At 35.1% G+C, this 17,961-nt stretch carries 19 protein-coding genes and 1 pseudogene; 13 read left to right on the top strand and 7 right to left on the bottom strand.

Annotated elements, in window-relative coordinates; all coding sequences use genetic code 11:
* Nucleotides 1–93 precede the first annotated feature (93 nt).
* Nucleotides 94–609 (top strand): hypothetical protein, encoded by a 516-nt coding sequence (locus ACWV26_RS01700; protein WP_455896648.1) that lies wholly within the window; start codon nt 94–96, stop codon nt 607–609.
* Nucleotides 610–679: 70 nt separating this feature from the next.
* Here the strand turns inward: ACWV26_RS01700 and ilvA are convergent, their stop codons facing one another.
* Entirely contained in the window at nt 680–1,942 is a 1,263-nt protein-coding gene (gene ilvA / locus ACWV26_RS01705) for a threonine ammonia-lyase IlvA (protein WP_455896649.1), read from the bottom strand.
* Nucleotides 1,943–2,152: 210 nt separating this feature from the next.
* On the opposite strand from ilvA, the gene ACWV26_RS01710 reads away from it, so the two are divergent.
* Entirely contained in the window at nt 2,153–4,315 is a 2,163-nt protein-coding gene (locus ACWV26_RS01710; protein ID WP_455896650.1) for an ATP-dependent helicase, read from the top strand.
* Nucleotides 4,316–4,652: 337 nt separating this feature from the next.
* Here the strand turns inward: ACWV26_RS01710 and bshB2 are convergent, their stop codons facing one another.
* Together bshB2 and ACWV26_RS01720 are read right to left on the bottom strand one after the other, a co-directional pair.
* Entirely contained in the window at nt 4,653–5,345 is a 693-nt protein-coding gene (gene bshB2, locus ACWV26_RS01715) for a bacillithiol biosynthesis deacetylase BshB2 (RefSeq protein WP_455896651.1), read from the bottom strand.
* A 16-nt stretch (nt 5,346–5,361) separates the two neighbouring features.
* Nucleotides 5,362–5,715, bottom strand: a complete 354-nt coding sequence (locus tag ACWV26_RS01720; RefSeq protein WP_455896652.1) for a YojF family protein — start codon at nt 5,713–5,715, stop codon at nt 5,362–5,364.
* A gap of 246 nt (nt 5,716–5,961) precedes the next feature.
* On the opposite strand from ACWV26_RS01720, the gene ACWV26_RS01725 reads away from it, so the two are divergent.
* From ACWV26_RS01725 to ACWV26_RS01745, 5 genes are all read left to right on the top strand, one after another.
* A complete protein-coding gene (locus tag ACWV26_RS01725) occupies nt 5,962–7,413 on the top strand; it encodes a hypothetical protein (protein WP_455896653.1) in 1,452 nt (483 codons plus the stop codon).
* A gap of 253 nt (nt 7,414–7,666) precedes the next feature.
* Nucleotides 7,667–8,404, top strand: coding sequence for a DUF4230 domain-containing protein (locus ACWV26_RS01730; RefSeq protein WP_455896654.1), 738 nt, complete (start codon nt 7,667–7,669; stop codon nt 8,402–8,404).
* A 6-nt stretch (nt 8,405–8,410) separates the two neighbouring features.
* Nucleotides 8,411–9,088, top strand: coding sequence for a uracil-DNA glycosylase (locus ACWV26_RS01735; protein ID WP_455896655.1), 678 nt, complete (start codon nt 8,411–8,413; stop codon nt 9,086–9,088).
* A 185-nt stretch (nt 9,089–9,273) separates the two neighbouring features.
* Complete coding sequence (locus tag ACWV26_RS01740; RefSeq protein ID WP_455896656.1) at nt 9,274–9,561, top strand: YwdI family protein; 288 nt, start codon at nt 9,274–9,276, stop codon at nt 9,559–9,561.
* 18 nt (nt 9,562–9,579) lie between these two features.
* Complete coding sequence (locus ACWV26_RS01745; protein ID WP_455896657.1) at nt 9,580–9,957, top strand: DUF423 domain-containing protein; 378 nt, start codon at nt 9,580–9,582, stop codon at nt 9,955–9,957.
* A gap of 78 nt (nt 9,958–10,035) precedes the next feature.
* Here the strand turns inward: ACWV26_RS01745 and gerQ are convergent, their stop codons facing one another.
* Nucleotides 10,036–10,419, bottom strand: coding sequence for a spore coat protein GerQ (gene gerQ / locus ACWV26_RS01750; RefSeq protein ID WP_455896658.1), 384 nt, complete (start codon nt 10,417–10,419; stop codon nt 10,036–10,038).
* 598 nt (nt 10,420–11,017) lie between these two features.
* Here gerQ and ACWV26_RS01755 point away from each other — a divergent pair.
* Nucleotides 11,018–11,782, top strand: coding sequence for an HAD hydrolase family protein (locus tag ACWV26_RS01755; RefSeq protein ID WP_455896659.1), 765 nt, complete (start codon nt 11,018–11,020; stop codon nt 11,780–11,782).
* Nucleotides 11,783–12,002: 220 nt separating this feature from the next.
* On the opposite strand, the gene hemQ is transcribed toward ACWV26_RS01755, so the two are convergent.
* On the bottom strand, nt 12,003–12,770 hold the full coding sequence (gene hemQ / locus ACWV26_RS01760) for a hydrogen peroxide-dependent heme synthase (RefSeq protein ID WP_455896660.1): 768 nt from the start codon (nt 12,768–12,770) through the stop codon (nt 12,003–12,005).
* A gap of 160 nt (nt 12,771–12,930) precedes the next feature.
* Here hemQ and ACWV26_RS01765 point away from each other — a divergent pair, with 160 nt between their 5' ends.
* Nucleotides 12,931–13,764, top strand: coding sequence for a lipoate--protein ligase family protein (locus ACWV26_RS01765; RefSeq protein ID WP_455896661.1), 834 nt, complete (start codon nt 12,931–12,933; stop codon nt 13,762–13,764).
* 123 nt (nt 13,765–13,887) lie between these two features.
* Here the strand turns inward: ACWV26_RS01765 and ACWV26_RS01770 are convergent, their stop codons facing one another.
* Nucleotides 13,888–14,532: an RsfA family transcriptional regulator gene (locus ACWV26_RS01770; RefSeq protein ID WP_455896662.1), complete on the bottom strand. Its 645-nt coding sequence runs from the start codon at nt 14,530–14,532 to the stop codon at nt 13,888–13,890.
* A gap of 166 nt (nt 14,533–14,698) precedes the next feature.
* Here ACWV26_RS01770 and ACWV26_RS01775 point away from each other — a divergent pair, with 166 nt between their 5' ends.
* From ACWV26_RS01775 to ACWV26_RS01785, 3 genes are all read left to right on the top strand, one after another.
* On the top strand, nt 14,699–14,953 hold the full coding sequence (locus ACWV26_RS01775; RefSeq protein ID WP_455896663.1) for a DUF1450 domain-containing protein: 255 nt from the start codon (nt 14,699–14,701) through the stop codon (nt 14,951–14,953).
* Nucleotides 14,954–15,153: 200 nt separating this feature from the next.
* Nucleotides 15,154–16,452 (top strand): HD domain-containing protein, encoded by a 1,299-nt coding sequence (locus tag ACWV26_RS01780; RefSeq protein WP_455896664.1) that lies wholly within the window; start codon nt 15,154–15,156, stop codon nt 16,450–16,452.
* Nucleotides 16,453–16,476: 24 nt separating this feature from the next.
* The gene (locus ACWV26_RS01785) at nt 16,477–16,983 is read left to right on the top strand and encodes a YwgA family protein (RefSeq protein ID WP_455896665.1); all 507 of its coding nucleotides are present in this window, start codon (nt 16,477–16,479) and stop codon (nt 16,981–16,983) included.
* 50 nt (nt 16,984–17,033) lie between these two features.
* On the opposite strand, the pseudogene ACWV26_RS01790 reads toward ACWV26_RS01785, so the two are convergent.
* Nucleotides 17,034–17,249 (bottom strand): annotated as a pseudogene (locus tag ACWV26_RS01790) (2-hydroxymuconate tautomerase); the annotation flags it as partial.
* A 38-nt stretch (nt 17,250–17,287) separates the two neighbouring features.
* Between ACWV26_RS01790 and ACWV26_RS01795 the strand changes: the two are divergent.
* On the top strand, nt 17,288–17,800 hold the full coding sequence (locus ACWV26_RS01795; RefSeq protein WP_455896666.1) for a YwhD family protein: 513 nt from the start codon (nt 17,288–17,290) through the stop codon (nt 17,798–17,800).
* The last annotated feature ends 161 nt before the right edge of the window (nt 17,801–17,961 follow it).

Raw genomic sequence — 17,961 nt, forward strand, 5'->3', positions numbered from 1 at the left:
AAAATATAAATACAGTCCTATCACTTAATATCCGTTATAATAGAATCAAATTGTAACAATAACTACCTTTAGCAATCAACGAGGAGCATATAGATGAATAAATTTTTGCCGAATTTATGGACTACGCTTTTATTGTTAATAGTGGGCCTTTTAAGTGTCGTTGGTGTCATAGAGCAAATTGCCAACAACCCAGATTTATACAATTGGAATTGGCGACAGTTGGTAATGCTTATTGCTTTGATACTTGTTTATTTTATATTTTCCTTTGTCGGTTTTTACTTCTTAATTTCCCGTATTAAAGCTCGTGGAATTTGTTGGGATTCAGAAGGAGTGTATGTTGACTTTAGTCACCATAAAATATATTGGTATGAAATAGAGGAAATACATCGCTTGGGTTATCCGGGAGTTGGGAAAGTAACAGTCATTTCAACTTCCTCAAAATATGAAAAAGACATTCAACATCGACTAGATAAATTAAAGACAACCATTTCAAAAAACTCTTTTGATATATTATGGATGACTGTCCAAAAGCCAAAAGCCATGCATGAGCAACTCCTTTATGAATTTGAATCGTATAAAGAAAAACATGCCCAATCAATAGTTAAATAATAGACAAAAGCCTCCAAAAGAATACTTTGGAGGCTTTTTACTTACTTGAGTAGAAGTTTGCTTTAAATACTTATACCAACAACGTAAACAACGTTGCATCATTATTCAATTCTTTAAAGGCAAAGTTGTTATTTTTCATACGTTTAATTAGCCCTGTGTATTCTTCAGGGTGTTTTAACTCGATACCAACGAGGGCAGGGCCACTTTCTTTGTTGTTTTTCTTCGTGTATTCAAAAGTAGTAATGTCATCTTCTGGTCCCAAAACTTCAGTTAGGAATTGACGAAGAGCACCCGCGCGTTGTGGGAAACTTACTAAGAAATAATGAAGTAATCCTTCGTGAATCATTGATTTTTCTTTGATTTCTTGCATACGCCCAATATCGTTATTACCACCACTGATAACGCAGACTACACATTTTCCTTTGATTTGTTCTTTGTAATAATCAAGTGCAGCTACAGAAAGTGCACCTGCAGGCTCTGCGATAATCGCATGCTTATTATATAAATCTAAAATCGTTGTACATACTTTACCTTCTGGTACTGCAACGATATCATCAACATATTTTTTAGAAATCTCAAATGTTTTTTGACCAACACATTGAACAGCAGCACCATCTACGAATTTATCAATGTGAGGCAATTCAACCGGATGATCTTGAGCTAACGCTGCTTTCATACTAGCAGCACCAGCAGGTTCAACGCCGATAATAGAAGATTGTGGAGAAACGTTTTTCACAAATGTCGAAATCCCAGAAATTAGTCCGCCTCCGCCAATACTTGCGAAAACGTAGTCCACAGGCTCTTCAATATCGTTCATAATTTCTACAGCTAACGTACCTTGTCCTGCGATGAGATCAGGATCATCGAATGGATGGATGAAAATATGGCCTTCTGCATTAGAGAATTCGATTGCATTTTTTGCGGATGCATCGAAAGTATCTCCAGCTAAAATAATTTCGACGAATTCACGACCAAACATACGTACTTGGTCAATTTTTTGTTTTGGTGTTGTTGTAGGCATGAAAATATGACCATGAATGCCTAAATGTGAGCAAGCGTATGCTACACCTTGTGCGTGGTTACCGGCACTGGCACAGACAATACCCTTTTCGCGAGCAGCATCTTCAATTGTTTTAATTTTGTAGTATGCTCCACGTATTTTAAAGGACCGAACATTTTGTAAGTCTTCACGTTTTAAGTAAACGCTACACTCATATTTTTCGGATAAATAATCATTCTTTTGTAATGGTGTGTGTGTGACGACATCTTTTAAAAGTTGATAGGCGATGAGTACATTTTCCACCTGTACAGTTTTTTCCTCTTTCACTGTCATATAAAAACCTCCTGCTTTCTTAAAAAATAATAATTTAACTTATTATATCTCTAAAATTATGAAATTTTAAGTAAATTCTAATTTTTTATCAAATTTAAAATACTCTGTACTTATTTGTTAAGAGAAAACAACAAAATCTTATTAAGAATGATTGTTTGATTATGTTTCAGTTATAATAGAAAGAACATAGAAAAGAAAGGTCAATGCAGTATGAATTATTTTGATAAGATGCAGGAATTGACTGGTGTCTTTTTAAACGAAGTACAACAAAAAGCAGTACGTTATTCTAAGGGACCATTATTATTACTTGCATCCCCAGGATCGGGGAAAACAACTACATTAAATATGAAAATTGGTTATCTATTATTGGTAAAAAAAGTTCCTGCACATAAAATTTTAGCAATCACCTTTAGTAAAGCTTCTGCTATGGATATGGCAAAGCGATTTGATCAATTTTTCTCTACAATCATTGATGAAACGGTTCATTTTTCCACCATTCATAGTATTGCCTTTCAAATTGTACGTGAGTATTTCTCGATTCATCACCAAAATTTCGAAATTATTGAAGGGAATATGAATCGCAATCTTGATAAAAAGGCGATACTTCGCAATATCTTTATTCAGCATCGCAAGACCACGCCTTCCGAGGATGAGATGGACGAGCTTATGTCCTATAGTAGTTTTGTTAAAAATAAAATGATTCCAGAAGAGAAACTGGTTCAGAAAAAAACGATGATGCCAGGGATTGTTGAGATGTATAAACAATATGAAGCGTTCAAAGTACAATATCCTGGGGTGGTATTGCTAGACTTCGACGATATGTTGACATATTGTTTTAAAGCTTTAACTGAAGATGCACGTTTGCGAAACAAATATCAACAACGATTTGAATATATTTTAACGGATGAAAGCCAAGATAATTCAGTGATACAGCATGAGATTGTCTATTTATTAGCAGCTCCGCAATTTAATATTTGTGTAGTGGCGGATGATGATCAATCTATTTTCATGTGGCGTGGGGCAGATGTAAATAGACTCCTTCAATTTAAGAAGATTTATCCTAATGCGAAGACAATGACGATGGCACAAAATTATCGTTCGACGAAAGAAATTGTTGATATAGCCAATACATTTATTAAACGCAATCGTCACAGATATCAAAAGAATATGTTTACAGAAAATGAGCAAGGTGAAAAAGTAGAAATTCATAATACCAAACGTTATGATTTGCAGTTGAATTACGTTGTAGAAGAAATACAAAAAGCAGACAACCCTTCTGAAGTTGCGATATTATATCGTAACAACAACTCAAGTATTCTCCTCGTTAACAAACTATACAAAGAGCAAATTCCGTTTTATATGAAAGATGTTGAACTGAAGTTTTTCCATCACTGGATTGTGGAAGATATCTTGAATATTATGAGACTTTCTTATAACGACTCACGAGTAGATATTTTAGAAAAGGTTTATACAAAGATGAATGCCTATATAAAGAAAAGCCAGATCGCACAGTTGCAAGAAACTGTAAGTAAAGTATCAGCATTCGATCGATTATTGGAAATAATCCATGCACCATATCAAGAAAATGTGTTAAAAAAAGCAAAGCAAAATATTCGTAAGCTTCAAATGCAGGAACCATACGAAGCGATACAAACGATTCGCCAAGATTTAGGGTACGACAAATCACTAAAACGAACAGCAGAACATTTGCGGATGAATGAAGAAAATTTGTTTGATATTTTAAATACAATTGAAATCATCGCAAAAGAACTCCCATCACTTGAGTCGTTTGCTTATCGATTAAATGATATTGAACAACTCATGCGTACGTCTAAAAAGTATAAGGGACAAAATGTGGTGACACTTTCTACTTTGCACAGTGCAAAGGGATTAGAATATGACCGTGTATATATAATTGACTTAATTGAAGGAATTCTCCCAAATAGGGAAGACATAAAAGCGTATGAAGCAGGGCATATAGAAGAAATGGAAGAAGCCACACGTCTCTTCTATGTAGGTATGACACGTGCACGTCACCATTTAGAATTACTAACCTATAATTCGCGAAGCGATGCTCACGTAAAAGAATCACGTTTTGTGCAAAATGTAAGGAAAATTATTTCACCAGAGCAAGTAAGTGAACCTCTTACACAGAATAAAGCCAAGCAACCAAAATACAAACCAATGTTTGAAAATGCCATAACAAAAGAATCAGAACTACAAATAGGGTTGAAAATAGAACACCATTTATATGGCCAAGGCCAAATTACAAACATAGTTGAAGACTCTATCGAAATCGATTTTGAAACAGTAGGGGCCAAAAACTTCATGCTCGACTTTTGTTTGAATCATGGATATTTAAAAATGGTTTAATGAAAAGCATCGATCTTCATCGATGCTTTTTTTATGGTAGTTATTATACGGTTTATTCAAACTGTATAACTAAAACTAGTTTACATAATTTTTCCAAAAGTAACTAAAGGATATAAATCAGCTAAAAAAGGAAAATTCTTTGATTTAATTTTTGCCAGATATTTAGAATGAATATCTTTTCTACTTTTTGACGATTCAATGGGAAATATGCCAGTTTGTATAATATCTCAAAAAACGGCAGTAAAAAGCGTGATTGCAAAATCCTACATAATAAGATAAAAAAGAAGAGGCGAATCAAAAGTGAACAGCTCACTTTGATTCGCCTTAATTACATATATTAAAAGCTTTCTTCAAAATCCTCATGCCAATTATAGGAATACATACGTTCAATTGTGAACCAATTATCCGCATCTGTGGCACCTTCAGCTCTACGTTTTGCTGCTTCTTGTAGCATCCATCCAGTTTGTGAGATATGTGCGCTCATTGAATTCCATTTATTATCTTTTACATCAACAATATCATTCACGATATCTGGTTCACCTAGACGCTCTAATGTGTTGTTTGCAAAAGCAACACAATATAGACGTGGGCGAGCGACTTCAGGCATTCTGCGAACAGCTCGTACAACAGCTCTTGCGGTTGCTTCATGATCAGGATGAACAGCATAGTTTGGATAGAATGTAATGATTAATGAAGGATTTAGTTCATTGATTAACTTGGTAATCATTTGAACCATATCTTCATCATCTTCAAATTCCACAGTTTTATCACGTAAACCCATCATACGTAAATCTTTAATACCAATTGCCTGGCAGGAAGCTTTTAATTCTTCTTTACGGATTAGCGGTAGCCCTTCACGAGTTGTGAAAGGTGGATTACCAAGATTACGGCCCATTTCGCCTAAGGTTAGGCAAGCATATGTAATGGGTGTACCTGCTTTTGCGTATTGTGCCAATGTTCCTGATACTCCGAAGGCTTCATCATCGGGATGTGGGAACACGACAAGAATTTGACGTTCAGGTTGTAGCATTCTCTTTCAACTCCTCTTAATATGCAAATGGTGTTTCGCTAATTTCTAATGCAACTGCCAATTTTCCATCATAACCATGGCCTGCCATTAGCAAACGATTTTGGTCGTCCAATTCAAAGTGGGTAATACCTTGTGCATATACCCAACCACCGTTAGCTAATTTCAATCCAACGCGGTGAGGTTCATCAGGTGTTACTTTACCTAGTTCATAACGTAAAAGTACATTCCGTATAAAGGCACCAGCATTAAATACTTTTTCATCGAAATGACTAGCATATGCACCATTGGTTGTTTCTAAGTGTATATAGACATCCTTATTCGCAAAGGAATTAAGAAGTTCTTGTAACTTTTTTGTATCTACTATTTCCATCTAAATGCTCCTTCCTAAAGATAGAATCCACTCTATAGTATAGATAATTATTTCTATAAATGCGATTGCTAAGCATTTTCAGTTATATAGCAAAAGCAATCATCAAGGTAAAACAATAAAATATATACAAAAAGATGGCGTTTTACTTCAAGGTATAACTAATTATTAAGGTAGAAAAAAATTCGTAATATAAAAATGTTTATAATTAAAAAGTCTATGGGAATAATAGTTATTGAGGTGACGCTGATGAAGCTTACATTACCAAATATAGTAGAGGAGCATATGATCTCCAAAGCATGGTTAATCACGATGATGCCATTTTCTTTCGTTGCAAAAAAAACTCATATGTTAGCTGAAGAGTTGCTCCATAATGGGTATTCTTTTTTTGACCTCCAAGATGTATCACAAGAAGCTACTTACTACGGTGATATCCATATCTCAAACATTGCCTTAAGTCAGCATTTTTTGCCTTACATAGAACGACGCCTTTTCCCTCGAAGTATGGATGAGGATGCATTTTATCGCTTTTCAAAATCAATCCTTCAAAACGGTGTAATGAAAATCCATAACCGGCAATATGCTTTTACTATTTTAAGTGTAGACGTAGTGCTTTGCCCATTCGGTATAGGCTTTGTATCGGTTCGTGTTGAGCTAAAACATGAATATTCCTTGTCAGAAACCTTGGACTTTATGCACCACTTTCGAATATTGGAGCCGAAAACGGTAGATGAAATTGGTATGGAAATTCAAGTTGAATCCAAGTCTTACGAAAGTATGAACAATTTGATTATGGATTTTCTTTGCCCAGAAATTCAAGCTTTTACAATACATGATGAAAGGCGTGATGGGTACTTTGGAAGTTTACCGTATTTTGAAGATGAACGTATGCTTGTCGCCACCTATATTGAAATAGATGAAGATGAAATACCGATTGAACAAATCTATAGAGCAAGCCAACTAGATGGTTTTACAGAAGATGGCTTACCTTTAATTTCTGCTGCAAATACCGAACATATGGAAGAGTATTTAAAAACGAGGATGAATACAAGGTATATGCCTAACTTCTGCGATATTATAACAGAGCATGTTCAAACAACCCTTGTATTCGGACAAGCAGATAATATATTGAAGGAGAAAATAAGAATCAGATTCATGGGAATCCATTATTACAATATATTACTGCACTATTTTTATAAATTAACGCTTTTAGAATTATCCTTTAGATATTGTGAATTGGCGTGGAAAAAAGATGCAATCTTTGTAGAACAGTTAATGAAGCAAATTACCATATTCTCAGCAAAATATTATTTTCAAGAAATAAGCAGTCGTTCATCTACCCGTGAGACAGGAAAGCGACTACGGACAATTTTCAAGATCGATGAATTATTTGCTGAAGTATCCAAAACACTCGATGCACTTTACATTAATCAGGAGAAGTTTTCAGATCAAAGACAAAACCAATTGCTATTCATCCTGACGGTGTTCACTGTATTATCTGGTATATTTGGTATGAATCTGGTCACCAATGATTGGGGAGATAAGTTTAATTGGTCAGAGATTTTCAAATATAACCTTTTTGAATGGATTTGTTTAATAACAGCAGTTTCAGGGATTCTAATGTCTGCTATATTATTGTTAAGCACCATATTCAGTTGGATTAAACGCAAATTTTTATTTAAAAAGAATAGTAAATTATAGCAGAGGATTGTATGTTAATTCCACTGCAACTAACAAAGATTAGTTGAATTCAATCATAAAATGCAAAAAAGCTTCCACTTATTACTTAGTGGAAGCTTTTATTGTATAACCAGTTATTTTGTAAAAGATTAATGGTAAAAAAAGAAATTTTTTTGAGAAGCCTTACCTTTCGACAAAAGGAGGGTTTTCTCGCTACAATACAAAAAGTAGAGTAATAGAAAGATATAATAGAAGTATGAAAAGAGGGAAGCTTATGTCTTTAAAAAATAGAGAGCTAGAAAAAGTGTTGCATGACTTTCAGGTAGAGGGACAACAAGCTGCAACAATCATGGAAGCTGCAACTAGTTCACATATGCATGTTCGAAACAATTGGATCATCAATCTATTTAAGAACTGGCAGACATGGGTAGCGATACTGATTCTATTAGCCATTTTAATATTGCCTTTTGCTTCATGGAAGTTAATGCAAGGAAGTAGTTTTGCTGAACAAAAAGGTGCCATTGTTGAACGAATTCAAAACTTAAACGAATTAACCACTGCCGAAGCTTATACAAAGGTGATGATAGAACAGGAGAATAATGAGCTCTTTGGTAAAGAAATTGGATTAGATATACCAGGCACTAAGCGAGAATTGTTAGTAGTGATTCCAGGTGGGGTAAAGGCAGGTGTGGATTTTTCTAGTGTAACGGAAAAAAACATTGACCTCGATGAAAAGAAGAAAACTGCAACGATTTATTTACCAAAAGCTAAAATACTTGGTGAGCCTGATATAGACTTTAAAAAGGTGCAAGTTTTCTCTAGTGAAGGATTATTCCGTAGCAGACCAGATATTACAGAAGCATATGGACTAGCAGCACAAGCCAAAAAGCAAATGATTGAAGAGGCTACGACACAAGGAGTATTAAAAACAGCTGAGAAAAACGCCGAAGCTTCAGTCGCAGATATGTTTTCACTTGTTGGGTATGATGTCACAGTTAAATTTGAGGAGTAGGTTATCTTGACGAAGAAAATTTTTGATAATGATTGGCAGGATGTTTTAGGAGAAGAATTTGAAAAGCCGTACTATTTACAATTAAGAGAGTTCTTAATACATGAATATTTTACAGAAACAATTTATCCACCGATGGAAGATATGTGGAATGCTTTTCGTTATACCCCTTACCATAAAGTGAAGGTGGTAATACTAGGGCAAGACCCCTATCATGGACCAGGTCAGGCTCATGGTATGAGTTTTTCGGTTAAACCGGGTGTTCCGCATCCCCCTAGCCTCCAAAATATGTTCAAGGAGTTACAACAGGATTTGGGATTTGCTATACCTCGTGATGGTACATTAACTAAGTGGGCCAAGCAAGGAGTATTGTTATTAAATACAGTACTGACCGTTCGAGCACATCAAGCTCATTCCCATAAAGGACACGGTTGGGAGCAGTTTACTGATACAGTCATACAAAAACTATCTGATCGAAATACGCCTATTGTTTTTGTACTATGGGGGAAACCTGCGCAGCAAAAAGAGAGACTTATTGATACAAGTAAACATGCAATCATTAAAGCACCTCACCCAAGCCCACTAAGTGCGCATAGAGGTTTCTTTGGAAGTCGTCCTTATTCAAAAATCAATAACCAACTTGAAATTTGGGGAGAACAACCAATTGACTTTGATTTGACAAAATAATAGAAGATAGTTGATATCTTTAAGCCTCAGGACTTCATTACAATAGAAAATCATGGTAAAGTGAAATTAATTGTTAGACAAGCACAGAAATAGTTAAGAATGTGACTTAAACTCTTAAGTCTTAGTCAAAAGAATTCGTCAGCAAGAATTACTTAAAGTTTGAAGAGAAGAAAGAGGGATTGACAATGATTTCATATGAAGTAGTTGTAGCCGAAATTGCGAGACACGTGGCACAAGCACAAGCCGTAAGAAATGAAGCACAAATGCGTGAAGAGCTGTCTGCTATTCGAGCATTATGTGATGTGGCATTACATAAACAAGGTCTTGAATCATCGATTAAAGCAATTCCTAAAATGATGACAAATACGGTCCCTCCACTAACGCAGAAAACTTCTGTACAGATGTCACAGTCTCTGACAGCAAATAAGCTAGAAGAAGACGATGCAAATGGCGATTCAATTTTTGATTTCTAGAAGGGAATGTAAAAGGAAATGAAATTTTATATTATTTTAGGTGCTGTATTTGCTTTTTTATCAGTAGCATTTGGTGCGTTCGGTGCACACGCATTAAAAAATATTCTAACTGATTCCTACGCTGCCGTATGGGAGACTGCTGTACACTATCAAATGTTCCATGCACTAGGCTTAATTGTAATTGGTATTTTAATGAGTAAGGGCTTAATTGGACCTACACCGTTACTATCACGTGCAGGAATTCTAATGTTCATCGGAATTCTTTTATTCTCAGGAAGTTTATATGTATTAGCTATCACCCAAATCAAAATATTAGGTGCAATTACACCGATTGGCGGAGTATTATTCCTAATCTCATGGGTTCTTATCATTGTAGCTGCTGCGAAAAACTTATAACTGCAAAATGGGGAACTGATTTCTAAAATATAAAAGGGGCGTCCAAAAGTCGAAAATACGACTTTGGACAGCCCCGTTTTATATACCTGGAGTTTGATTGAAATAAGCAAGTTCTTCATCAAATTCAGCATAATCAAAGTAAATCATTGGGAAAAGGTACCGATGATTTGTGGCAAGATCTCGTAAAATCACATGATCTCGCCCAGCTGCTTCTACAACACCTCTTATAGTTACTACATTTTGACCTGTTTGTGGCATAGCATGTTCAAAAGAAAAATGGAAATTCCCTGGTTTCCCACGATTTAAACGTAAAATATTTTCGATGTATGATTGCTCTCTTCCTAGTGTTGGAGTTGCAGGTTGTGCAGGAGGTAATTGTGAAGTACCAGTTGGAAATGTTGTACCACCAGGATAAGGCGTTGTACCAGTAGGATAGTTTGGTGTCCAATAATATTGAACCATGTCATCTTCCTTTCATTTGTAAATTATACTTGTGGAAAATTTGTGGATGGAGCATAAAAGCAATGCATTTGGTAACGGCATAATTTCTTCTGTTGTTAAGTGAAATCGATAGGCATTCATAACGTGTAAGAGCAAGCCTTAGAATATCTTGATGTTTAGCATGTTGAAGATGCATCCTTTTGTTTACATTAAAGCTCTTCTGGTTTTTGATAAAACGTTTGCTCTAGAGTGTGATTGTCGTGATAAGTCTAAAGATTCAGCTAGCCCCCCTGGGTTAACTTCAATATTCTAAAACCGTTAACACACCAAGATTCCTATCACTCTTTAGCCTTTAAAGCTGCAAGGCGAGCAATATGTCCACTTCTCATGGTGTTGCCTTCACAACAGGCATTGCAAACCTCCTCTTCTTTATATATGACTGTGAAAGAAAATAAGAACCCCATTTTGTGTATAAATTTGTCGGAAGTAGGGTAATAATTCAGATAATGAAACGTCCCTTCGTATGCAAAAAAGGCCAGAAGGTAGTGGAAGTTCACTAACTTTTTAGAGGTTCTAATACGGGAATGACTGAAAAATACAGAAGGAAGTGTTCGTTCATATGCAGTTTGTTTTCGATTTAGAGGGTACAATTTACTTTCAAGAAGATCATATTACGGAACCTATTCTATATAGTTTAGGTCATTTAACAGAAAAAGGGCATGAAGTAATTTTCACATCTTCTCAACCACTTCGCCACGTGTTACCGGTTCTATATAAGGGATTCCATGGCTATAAAATGGTGGGATTAAACGGTTCAATTATATGTAAAAATGGAAATGTAAAACATTGCGCAGAATTTGATTTGATGACGTTTAAAAAAATCAAATATTTAATGGAAGAATACCATGCTACGTATTTAGTGGAGAGCGTCTGGGATTATTCATATACTGGTCCTATCGGTCACCCTATTTTAGAAAATCTAGATCCGTATAAACTTGCGGTTAATAAACCTATTGAAAGATTAGATAATATTGTTAAAATTACAATTGTAACGGCATTTAACATGGCAAACTTACGAAAAAGATTAGCTAATTTAAATTGTATAATACATACTCACTATCAAGAGGGTATGTTAGATATTACGCCATGTGGTATTCAAAAATGGAAAGCCCTTAGAGCACTGGGTATCCAAAAGGGAAAATACATTGTATTTGGAAATGATGAAAATGATATTAACGTATTTGAAAACGCAAAACATAGCGTCATGATTGGCGAGCATCCTGTATTATCACATTATGCAGATGAGAGCATTAACTATGATTCATCCTTTGAAGAACATATCGTGGATAAAGTAGCTGAATTAGATAGTCGCTTTGCATATTAAAGATAGAGTAGAGACCTTATAACAACATGTTATAGGGTCTTTTTCTTGAATTAAGTAAGAAGTAAATTTAGAGAGGAAACAATTGAGCAGGTGTCAAAATATAGGGTATACAAACACTCTAAAAAGATAACAAAATCCAGAATAGCAACAACTACTCCAATATAAAAAGATGATCCCTGCACAGTACAGGAATCATCTCTAAAATAGTTTTTTAATGTAATTATTTTACATTCAAGAACTTTACTAATTTTTCATTGTCCATAATGTTACCAACGAAGAATTCACCAAATTCAGCATAACGAGCAGAAACTTCATCGAAGCGCATTTCGTAGATTAATTTTTTGAATTCTAGAACGTCATGTGCAAATAGAGTAACTCCCCATTCATGGTCATCAAAACCGATAGAACCAGAGATGATTTGTTTTACTTTACCTGCATAGCTACGGCCGATTAAACCATGAGAACGCATTAATTCACGGCGTGCATCCATTTCCATCATGTACCAGTTTGCGCCTTCTTGACGACGTTTGTCCATTGGGTAGAAACAAATATGTTCCCAACGTGGTAATTCAGGATATAAACGTGCACGTATATGTGGATTTTGGTATGGATCTTCTGCTGGTTCGTCACCAGATTTCTTACCAGCTAAGTAGTTAGAAAGCTCAACTACAGATACATAAGAATAAGTTGGAATCGTAAAATCAGCAATAGCCAATTTGTTGAATTCGTTTTCAATATCTTGTAGTTCTTCCATTGTTTCGCGCAATGTCATTAACACGAAGTCTGCTTTTTGGCCTACGATAGAGTAAAAAGCATGACTACCAGTTTTTTCAATGTCAGCTTCGTTGATTTTAGCTAGGTATTGGATAAACTCATCTACTGCTGCTTTTCGTTCCTCTTCAGAAACTAATTTCCAAGAAGCCCAGTCAATTGAGCGGAAATCATGTAGTACGTACCAACCATCTAGTGTTTGTGCTGCTTCGATCATTATTAAGACACTCCTTAACCTCTAGAATCATTCACATTTATTTTAACATAATTGCATTGAAGTAGTGAGTGGGAGCTATTGTTTCACTAAATTGACATGAGATATTTCGTCAAATATTGTATGCTTAAGTAAAAACAAAACGAATACAGGAGATCAAACGATGAAGGATTATTTACAACAATCAATATGGCGTTTTTGGGATCAATCTGTTAGTGGAAGAGGCCATTCGCCATTAGAATCATTTGCGGCTGATGATACACTTTGCCAGTTAGTTGGCCAAGGGCAATCTCCCGCTACCATTCGTACATGGGTTCACGATGCATCTGTTGTTCTTGGTATTCAAGATCACCGTTTACCACATATTCAAGATGGTATGGAATTATTAGAAAAACGCGGGTTTAAGCCAATTGTACGTAACTCAGGTGGATTAGCTGTTGTATTAGACCCAGGCGTATTGAATATTTCACTCATATTATCAGAACTTAAAGGCAAAATTGATATTAATACAGGTTATGATATTATGGTTGAATTGATCAAACGATTATTTCCACAAGTAGCAGATCAAATAGAAGCATATGAAATTGTAGGTTCATATTGTCCAGGTTCATATGATTTAAGTATAAATGGAAAGAAATTTGCTGGTATCTCACAAAGACGATTACGACAAGGAATCGCTGTGCAAATCTATCTTTGTATAGAAGGAAGCGGAGCTAATAGAGCACAACTTGTTCGAGATTTTTATGATATCAGCTTGCAAGGTGAAAAAACGAAATTCCAATATCCTGAAGTTCATCCTGAAGTAATGGCTTCTTTAAGCGAATTACTAGATGAACCTTTATCTGTCCAACAAACAGTGATTGCTCTACAACAATTACTTTCTTCTTTTTGTGATGAATTTAAAATAGGAACGTTGCAAGAAGATGAAATGGAGTTGTACACCTTTTATTTAAAAAGGGTCCTTGATAGAAATCAATCAATGTTATCAAAAGAATAATTCCTAAGAGAGTTATTTTCTATTTTGTCGATTTCCTGGGAAATATGCAAAAAAAGCTGATTGCTAAATTCTGAAATTTGCAATCAGCTTTTTGTTTTAGAATATGTTATTTTTAAGACTAAATTATTCTTCAACACTTACTGTAGAGTCTTCTTTTTTTACGAGATTTCCATTTCGCTCCATTGTAAATACTGGTGCGATATGTTCATCTTCTGTGCCAAGTGTCATTAGTCGTCTTGCACGATTCATTACTTGCATAAATTGATCGTAGTCTTTTTTCATATTACGATGTTCTTTTTCTAAACGAGTTACTTCTTTTTCCAATCGTGATGCTTTGTCGTTAGCAATATTTGCTAGATGGCGCCATCTCGTTACTTCTTCATCATGGAAGTCACTTTGTTGTAAACGCATTAAGTATGCGATGACAAGATCAATGGACATTGAAGAAAGTGGAATCGTGCGTGTTACTTCATTATGTTTTTCATTTGGTAGTAAATAGAGTCCTGCAGATCTTCTGCGAGCAGTAGTGCCATAAATTCTCATTCTCTCTTTTCGTTCTTTCTTTGCAGAAGATAGTTCTTTCTCATAGTTTTTGCGAACCACTGCATTCCAGCGGAAACCGCAAGCTGCAGCAGTACGATTTAACGCATCCCCAGCTTCTTCGAATGCAGTAAGTTGTGTACTACCTTCTTTTACATGACGTAAAACAGCTTCTGCTAATAATTCATCGTTTTCTGGTAACCAAGCATCCTGTCTTGTTTTCATCATTTTTAAACCTCCTATATGTTTCATAGGATTAGCGTAGACAGTTTTTATATTTTTTATTCATAAACTTGTAATAGCTTTATGAATATTATGTCTTGAATGAAAGATAGAAAATGCGATACACTATTACATAGACTTTAAACTGAGATATAGAAAGGGTTGTAGACAGATGGCAAACGAATTCCGTGTTTGCGATGAATGTCAGGCCGTTAATTTAAAAACATTAATTCCTAAATTAAAAGCAATAGATCCCGATGCTATAATAGATATTAAATGTCAATCTTATTGTGGGCCTGGACTTCGTAAAACATTCACAATCGTAAACAATCGTCCATGCGCAGCACACACAGAAGAAGAATTAATGCCTAAAATTATCGCCAAATTGAAATCACAAAAGAAACTACCGGAAAGTTATAAAGAATAAAAATAAATAAAAGCGGAATACGCCAAAAGGAGGATAGCCTAAGAGCACCGCGTCCTGCGGTAACGGCTATCTGACCCACATCCTGTGGGCCTCCATAATACGACTTTTTCCACCTTTCAATAAGGTGGTTTTTTCATTTATAATGATACAATATAGTACAATGAAGAACTCATTGATAGAGTGAGCGGAGGTGCTGAGATTTGAGTTATGCAACAAAAAAGTTAGCGGAAGAAAAGGTATTTAAAGATCCTGTCCATCGCTACGTACATGTGCGAGATCAAGTGATTTGGGATTTAATAGGTACTAGAGAATTTCAACGATTACGCCGTATTAAACAGCTTGGTACGACTTATTTAGTATTCCATGGAGCTGAGCATAGCCGTTTTAGTCACTCTTTAGGAGTTTATGAAATTGTACGTCGAATGGTTGATGATGTGTTCAAGGGTAGACCAGAATGGGATGAAAGTGAGCGTCTAGTTGTACTATGTGCAGCGCTATTACATGATTTAGGACATGGTCCATTTTCGCATGCATTTGAACATGTTTTTGACCTTGATCATGAAGAATTCACAAGAGCAATAATAAAAGGAAACACGGAAGTAAATGAAATCTTGAGCCGTGTGTCACCTGATTTTCCGCAAAAGGTTTCAGATGTAATTGCTAAAACATATGTAAACAAACAGGTTGTTAGTATGATTTCTAGCCAAATTGATGCAGATCGCATGGATTATTTACAAAGAGATGCATACTTTACAGGCGTAAGCTATGGACACTTTGATATGGAAAGAATTCTACGAGTCATGAGACCAAAAGAAGAACAGGTAGTCATTAAAGAAAGCGGTATGCATGCAGTAGAAGACTATATTATGAGTCGCTATCAAATGTATTGGCAAGTCTATTTCCACCCAGTGTCTAGAAGTGCAGAAGTAATATTGACCAAAATTCTTCATCGTGCAAAAGAATTGAGTCATGAAGACTATCAATTCATTCAAGAACCCACACATTTCAAAGCATTTTTTAATAATAAAATTGAATTAGAAGATTATATTTCACTAGACGAAAACATCTTATTGACCTATTTCCAATTGTGGACAAAGGAAGAAGATCCGATATTAAGTGATTTAAGTCGACGTTTTATTAATAGAAAGCTATTTAAATACATTGAATTTGATCCGGCAAATGAATATGAGAAGCTAAGAGATTTGGAAGATTTATTTATAAAAGTAGGTATTAATCCAAAGTATTATCTAGTACACGATTCTATATCTGATTTACCGTACGACTTTTATCGTCCAGGTGAAGAGGAAGAACGGGTGCCGATTCAATTACTAATGCCAAATGGAGAGATTAAAGAATTATCTCGTTGCTCTGAAATTGTTGATGCTATATCAGGAAAACGTAGATCAAACCATAAATTATATTTCCCAGAAGATGCATTACTACAAAATGGAAAGCAAAAAACGTTAAGAAAACAAATACTAAATGTATTGAGAGGATAATACTTCTCAAGAAGGGAGAAAAATGTGCTAGAAGAACACGCAAAAGTAGTACAATTTGTGTCGTTAGCAGGACAAGTCACTGGCCGAAAAAAATTGCAAAAGATGGTCTATATTGCAAAGAAGATGCAATTTCCATTTCACGAAAAATACCATTTTCACATTTATGGTCCTTACTCAGAAGAATTAACACTACGTGTGGATGAATTATGTACGATGGGTTTTTTAACAGAGCAAATGGAGGATAAGGGTTCGTATGTTCAATATTGTTATGAAGTAACAGATAAAGGGACGGACTTTTCCAATGCATTTTGCAAAGAACAACAAAATTTATATGAAGTCGTTGAAATATTAAACAGTAAAAGTGCACGATTTTTAGAGCTTGTTTCAACTCTATTATATTTTGACGAACTACCTAAAAATGAACAAATCGAAAAAGTACATGTAGTAAAAGGTAAATTGAAGTTCACAGAACAAGAAATGAATGATGCATTCGAATTAATTGAAATCCTTACAAAATACAAAGTGAATTAAAAAAGAATCCTATTAAAAAAACCGCTTTAAGAGCGGTTTTTTAATAGGATTTATTGTTCACTTTTGCGTACGCCACCAACAGCGTAATGTTCTTTTTTCATTTCTTCAATAATAATTGTGACACTTTCCTTTGATGCATCAACAGTCTCAGAGATCGCTTCTGTCACTTTTTCAACAAGATTGTGTTTTTGTTCATCTGAACGACCTTCAATCATTTTAATCGTAACTATAGGCATTTTAGGTCCTCCTCGTGTGAATTTTAGTGTATATTCGTTATAATAACAAAAGCGGAGGGATTAAGCGAATGGCAAATGAAGATAAACCTAAAAAAATGGAATTTACAATTATAAAAAATAATCCAACAGATGGCCATAAAGGTTATGGAATTGGCTCATTATCACTTGAAAATGTTTCACCAGTAATTATCGATGTCGAAGAAAAAACAGCTGAAGTGGATGTCGGTGCTATGCATGCTCGTAGTGCAGTAGAGAAAGGCATCAAATTTACAACAGATCGTGCCGATTCAGAAGGTGGAAAACCCTATTGGTTAGTATGGGTAACGATAGAACAAAAGCCAAATGGTGCCTATTACGCAGGAGTTACAGCATGCGAAATGGTAGTAAACCGCGAAAAACGCAGAGGCTATAAAATTCTTGCAGACCATGTAAATAAAATGGATAAATCCATGAAACGCCAAATTATCGTGGACAACATGGATGCTTCTTCAAAACAGGTTTTAGGAGAATACTTGAAGAATTTCAATGAAGAAATGTGGCAAAATAGCAACGCAAAATTGCGAGAAGAGTTAGGTTTTTAAATCAGTAAATCTTGAAAAAATCTGTGTCACTTTACAAAGCGTTTTCAAGTCAATAGTTGAAACTGTCATGGAAAGGAAGTAAACTTGAAATAAAGCTTACAAAAGTAAGCTAGGACATTTTATGGAATTGCATGAGACATATGACATTTTAAATTACCCAA

This window comes from Rummeliibacillus sp. JY-2-4R (assembly GCF_053847205.1).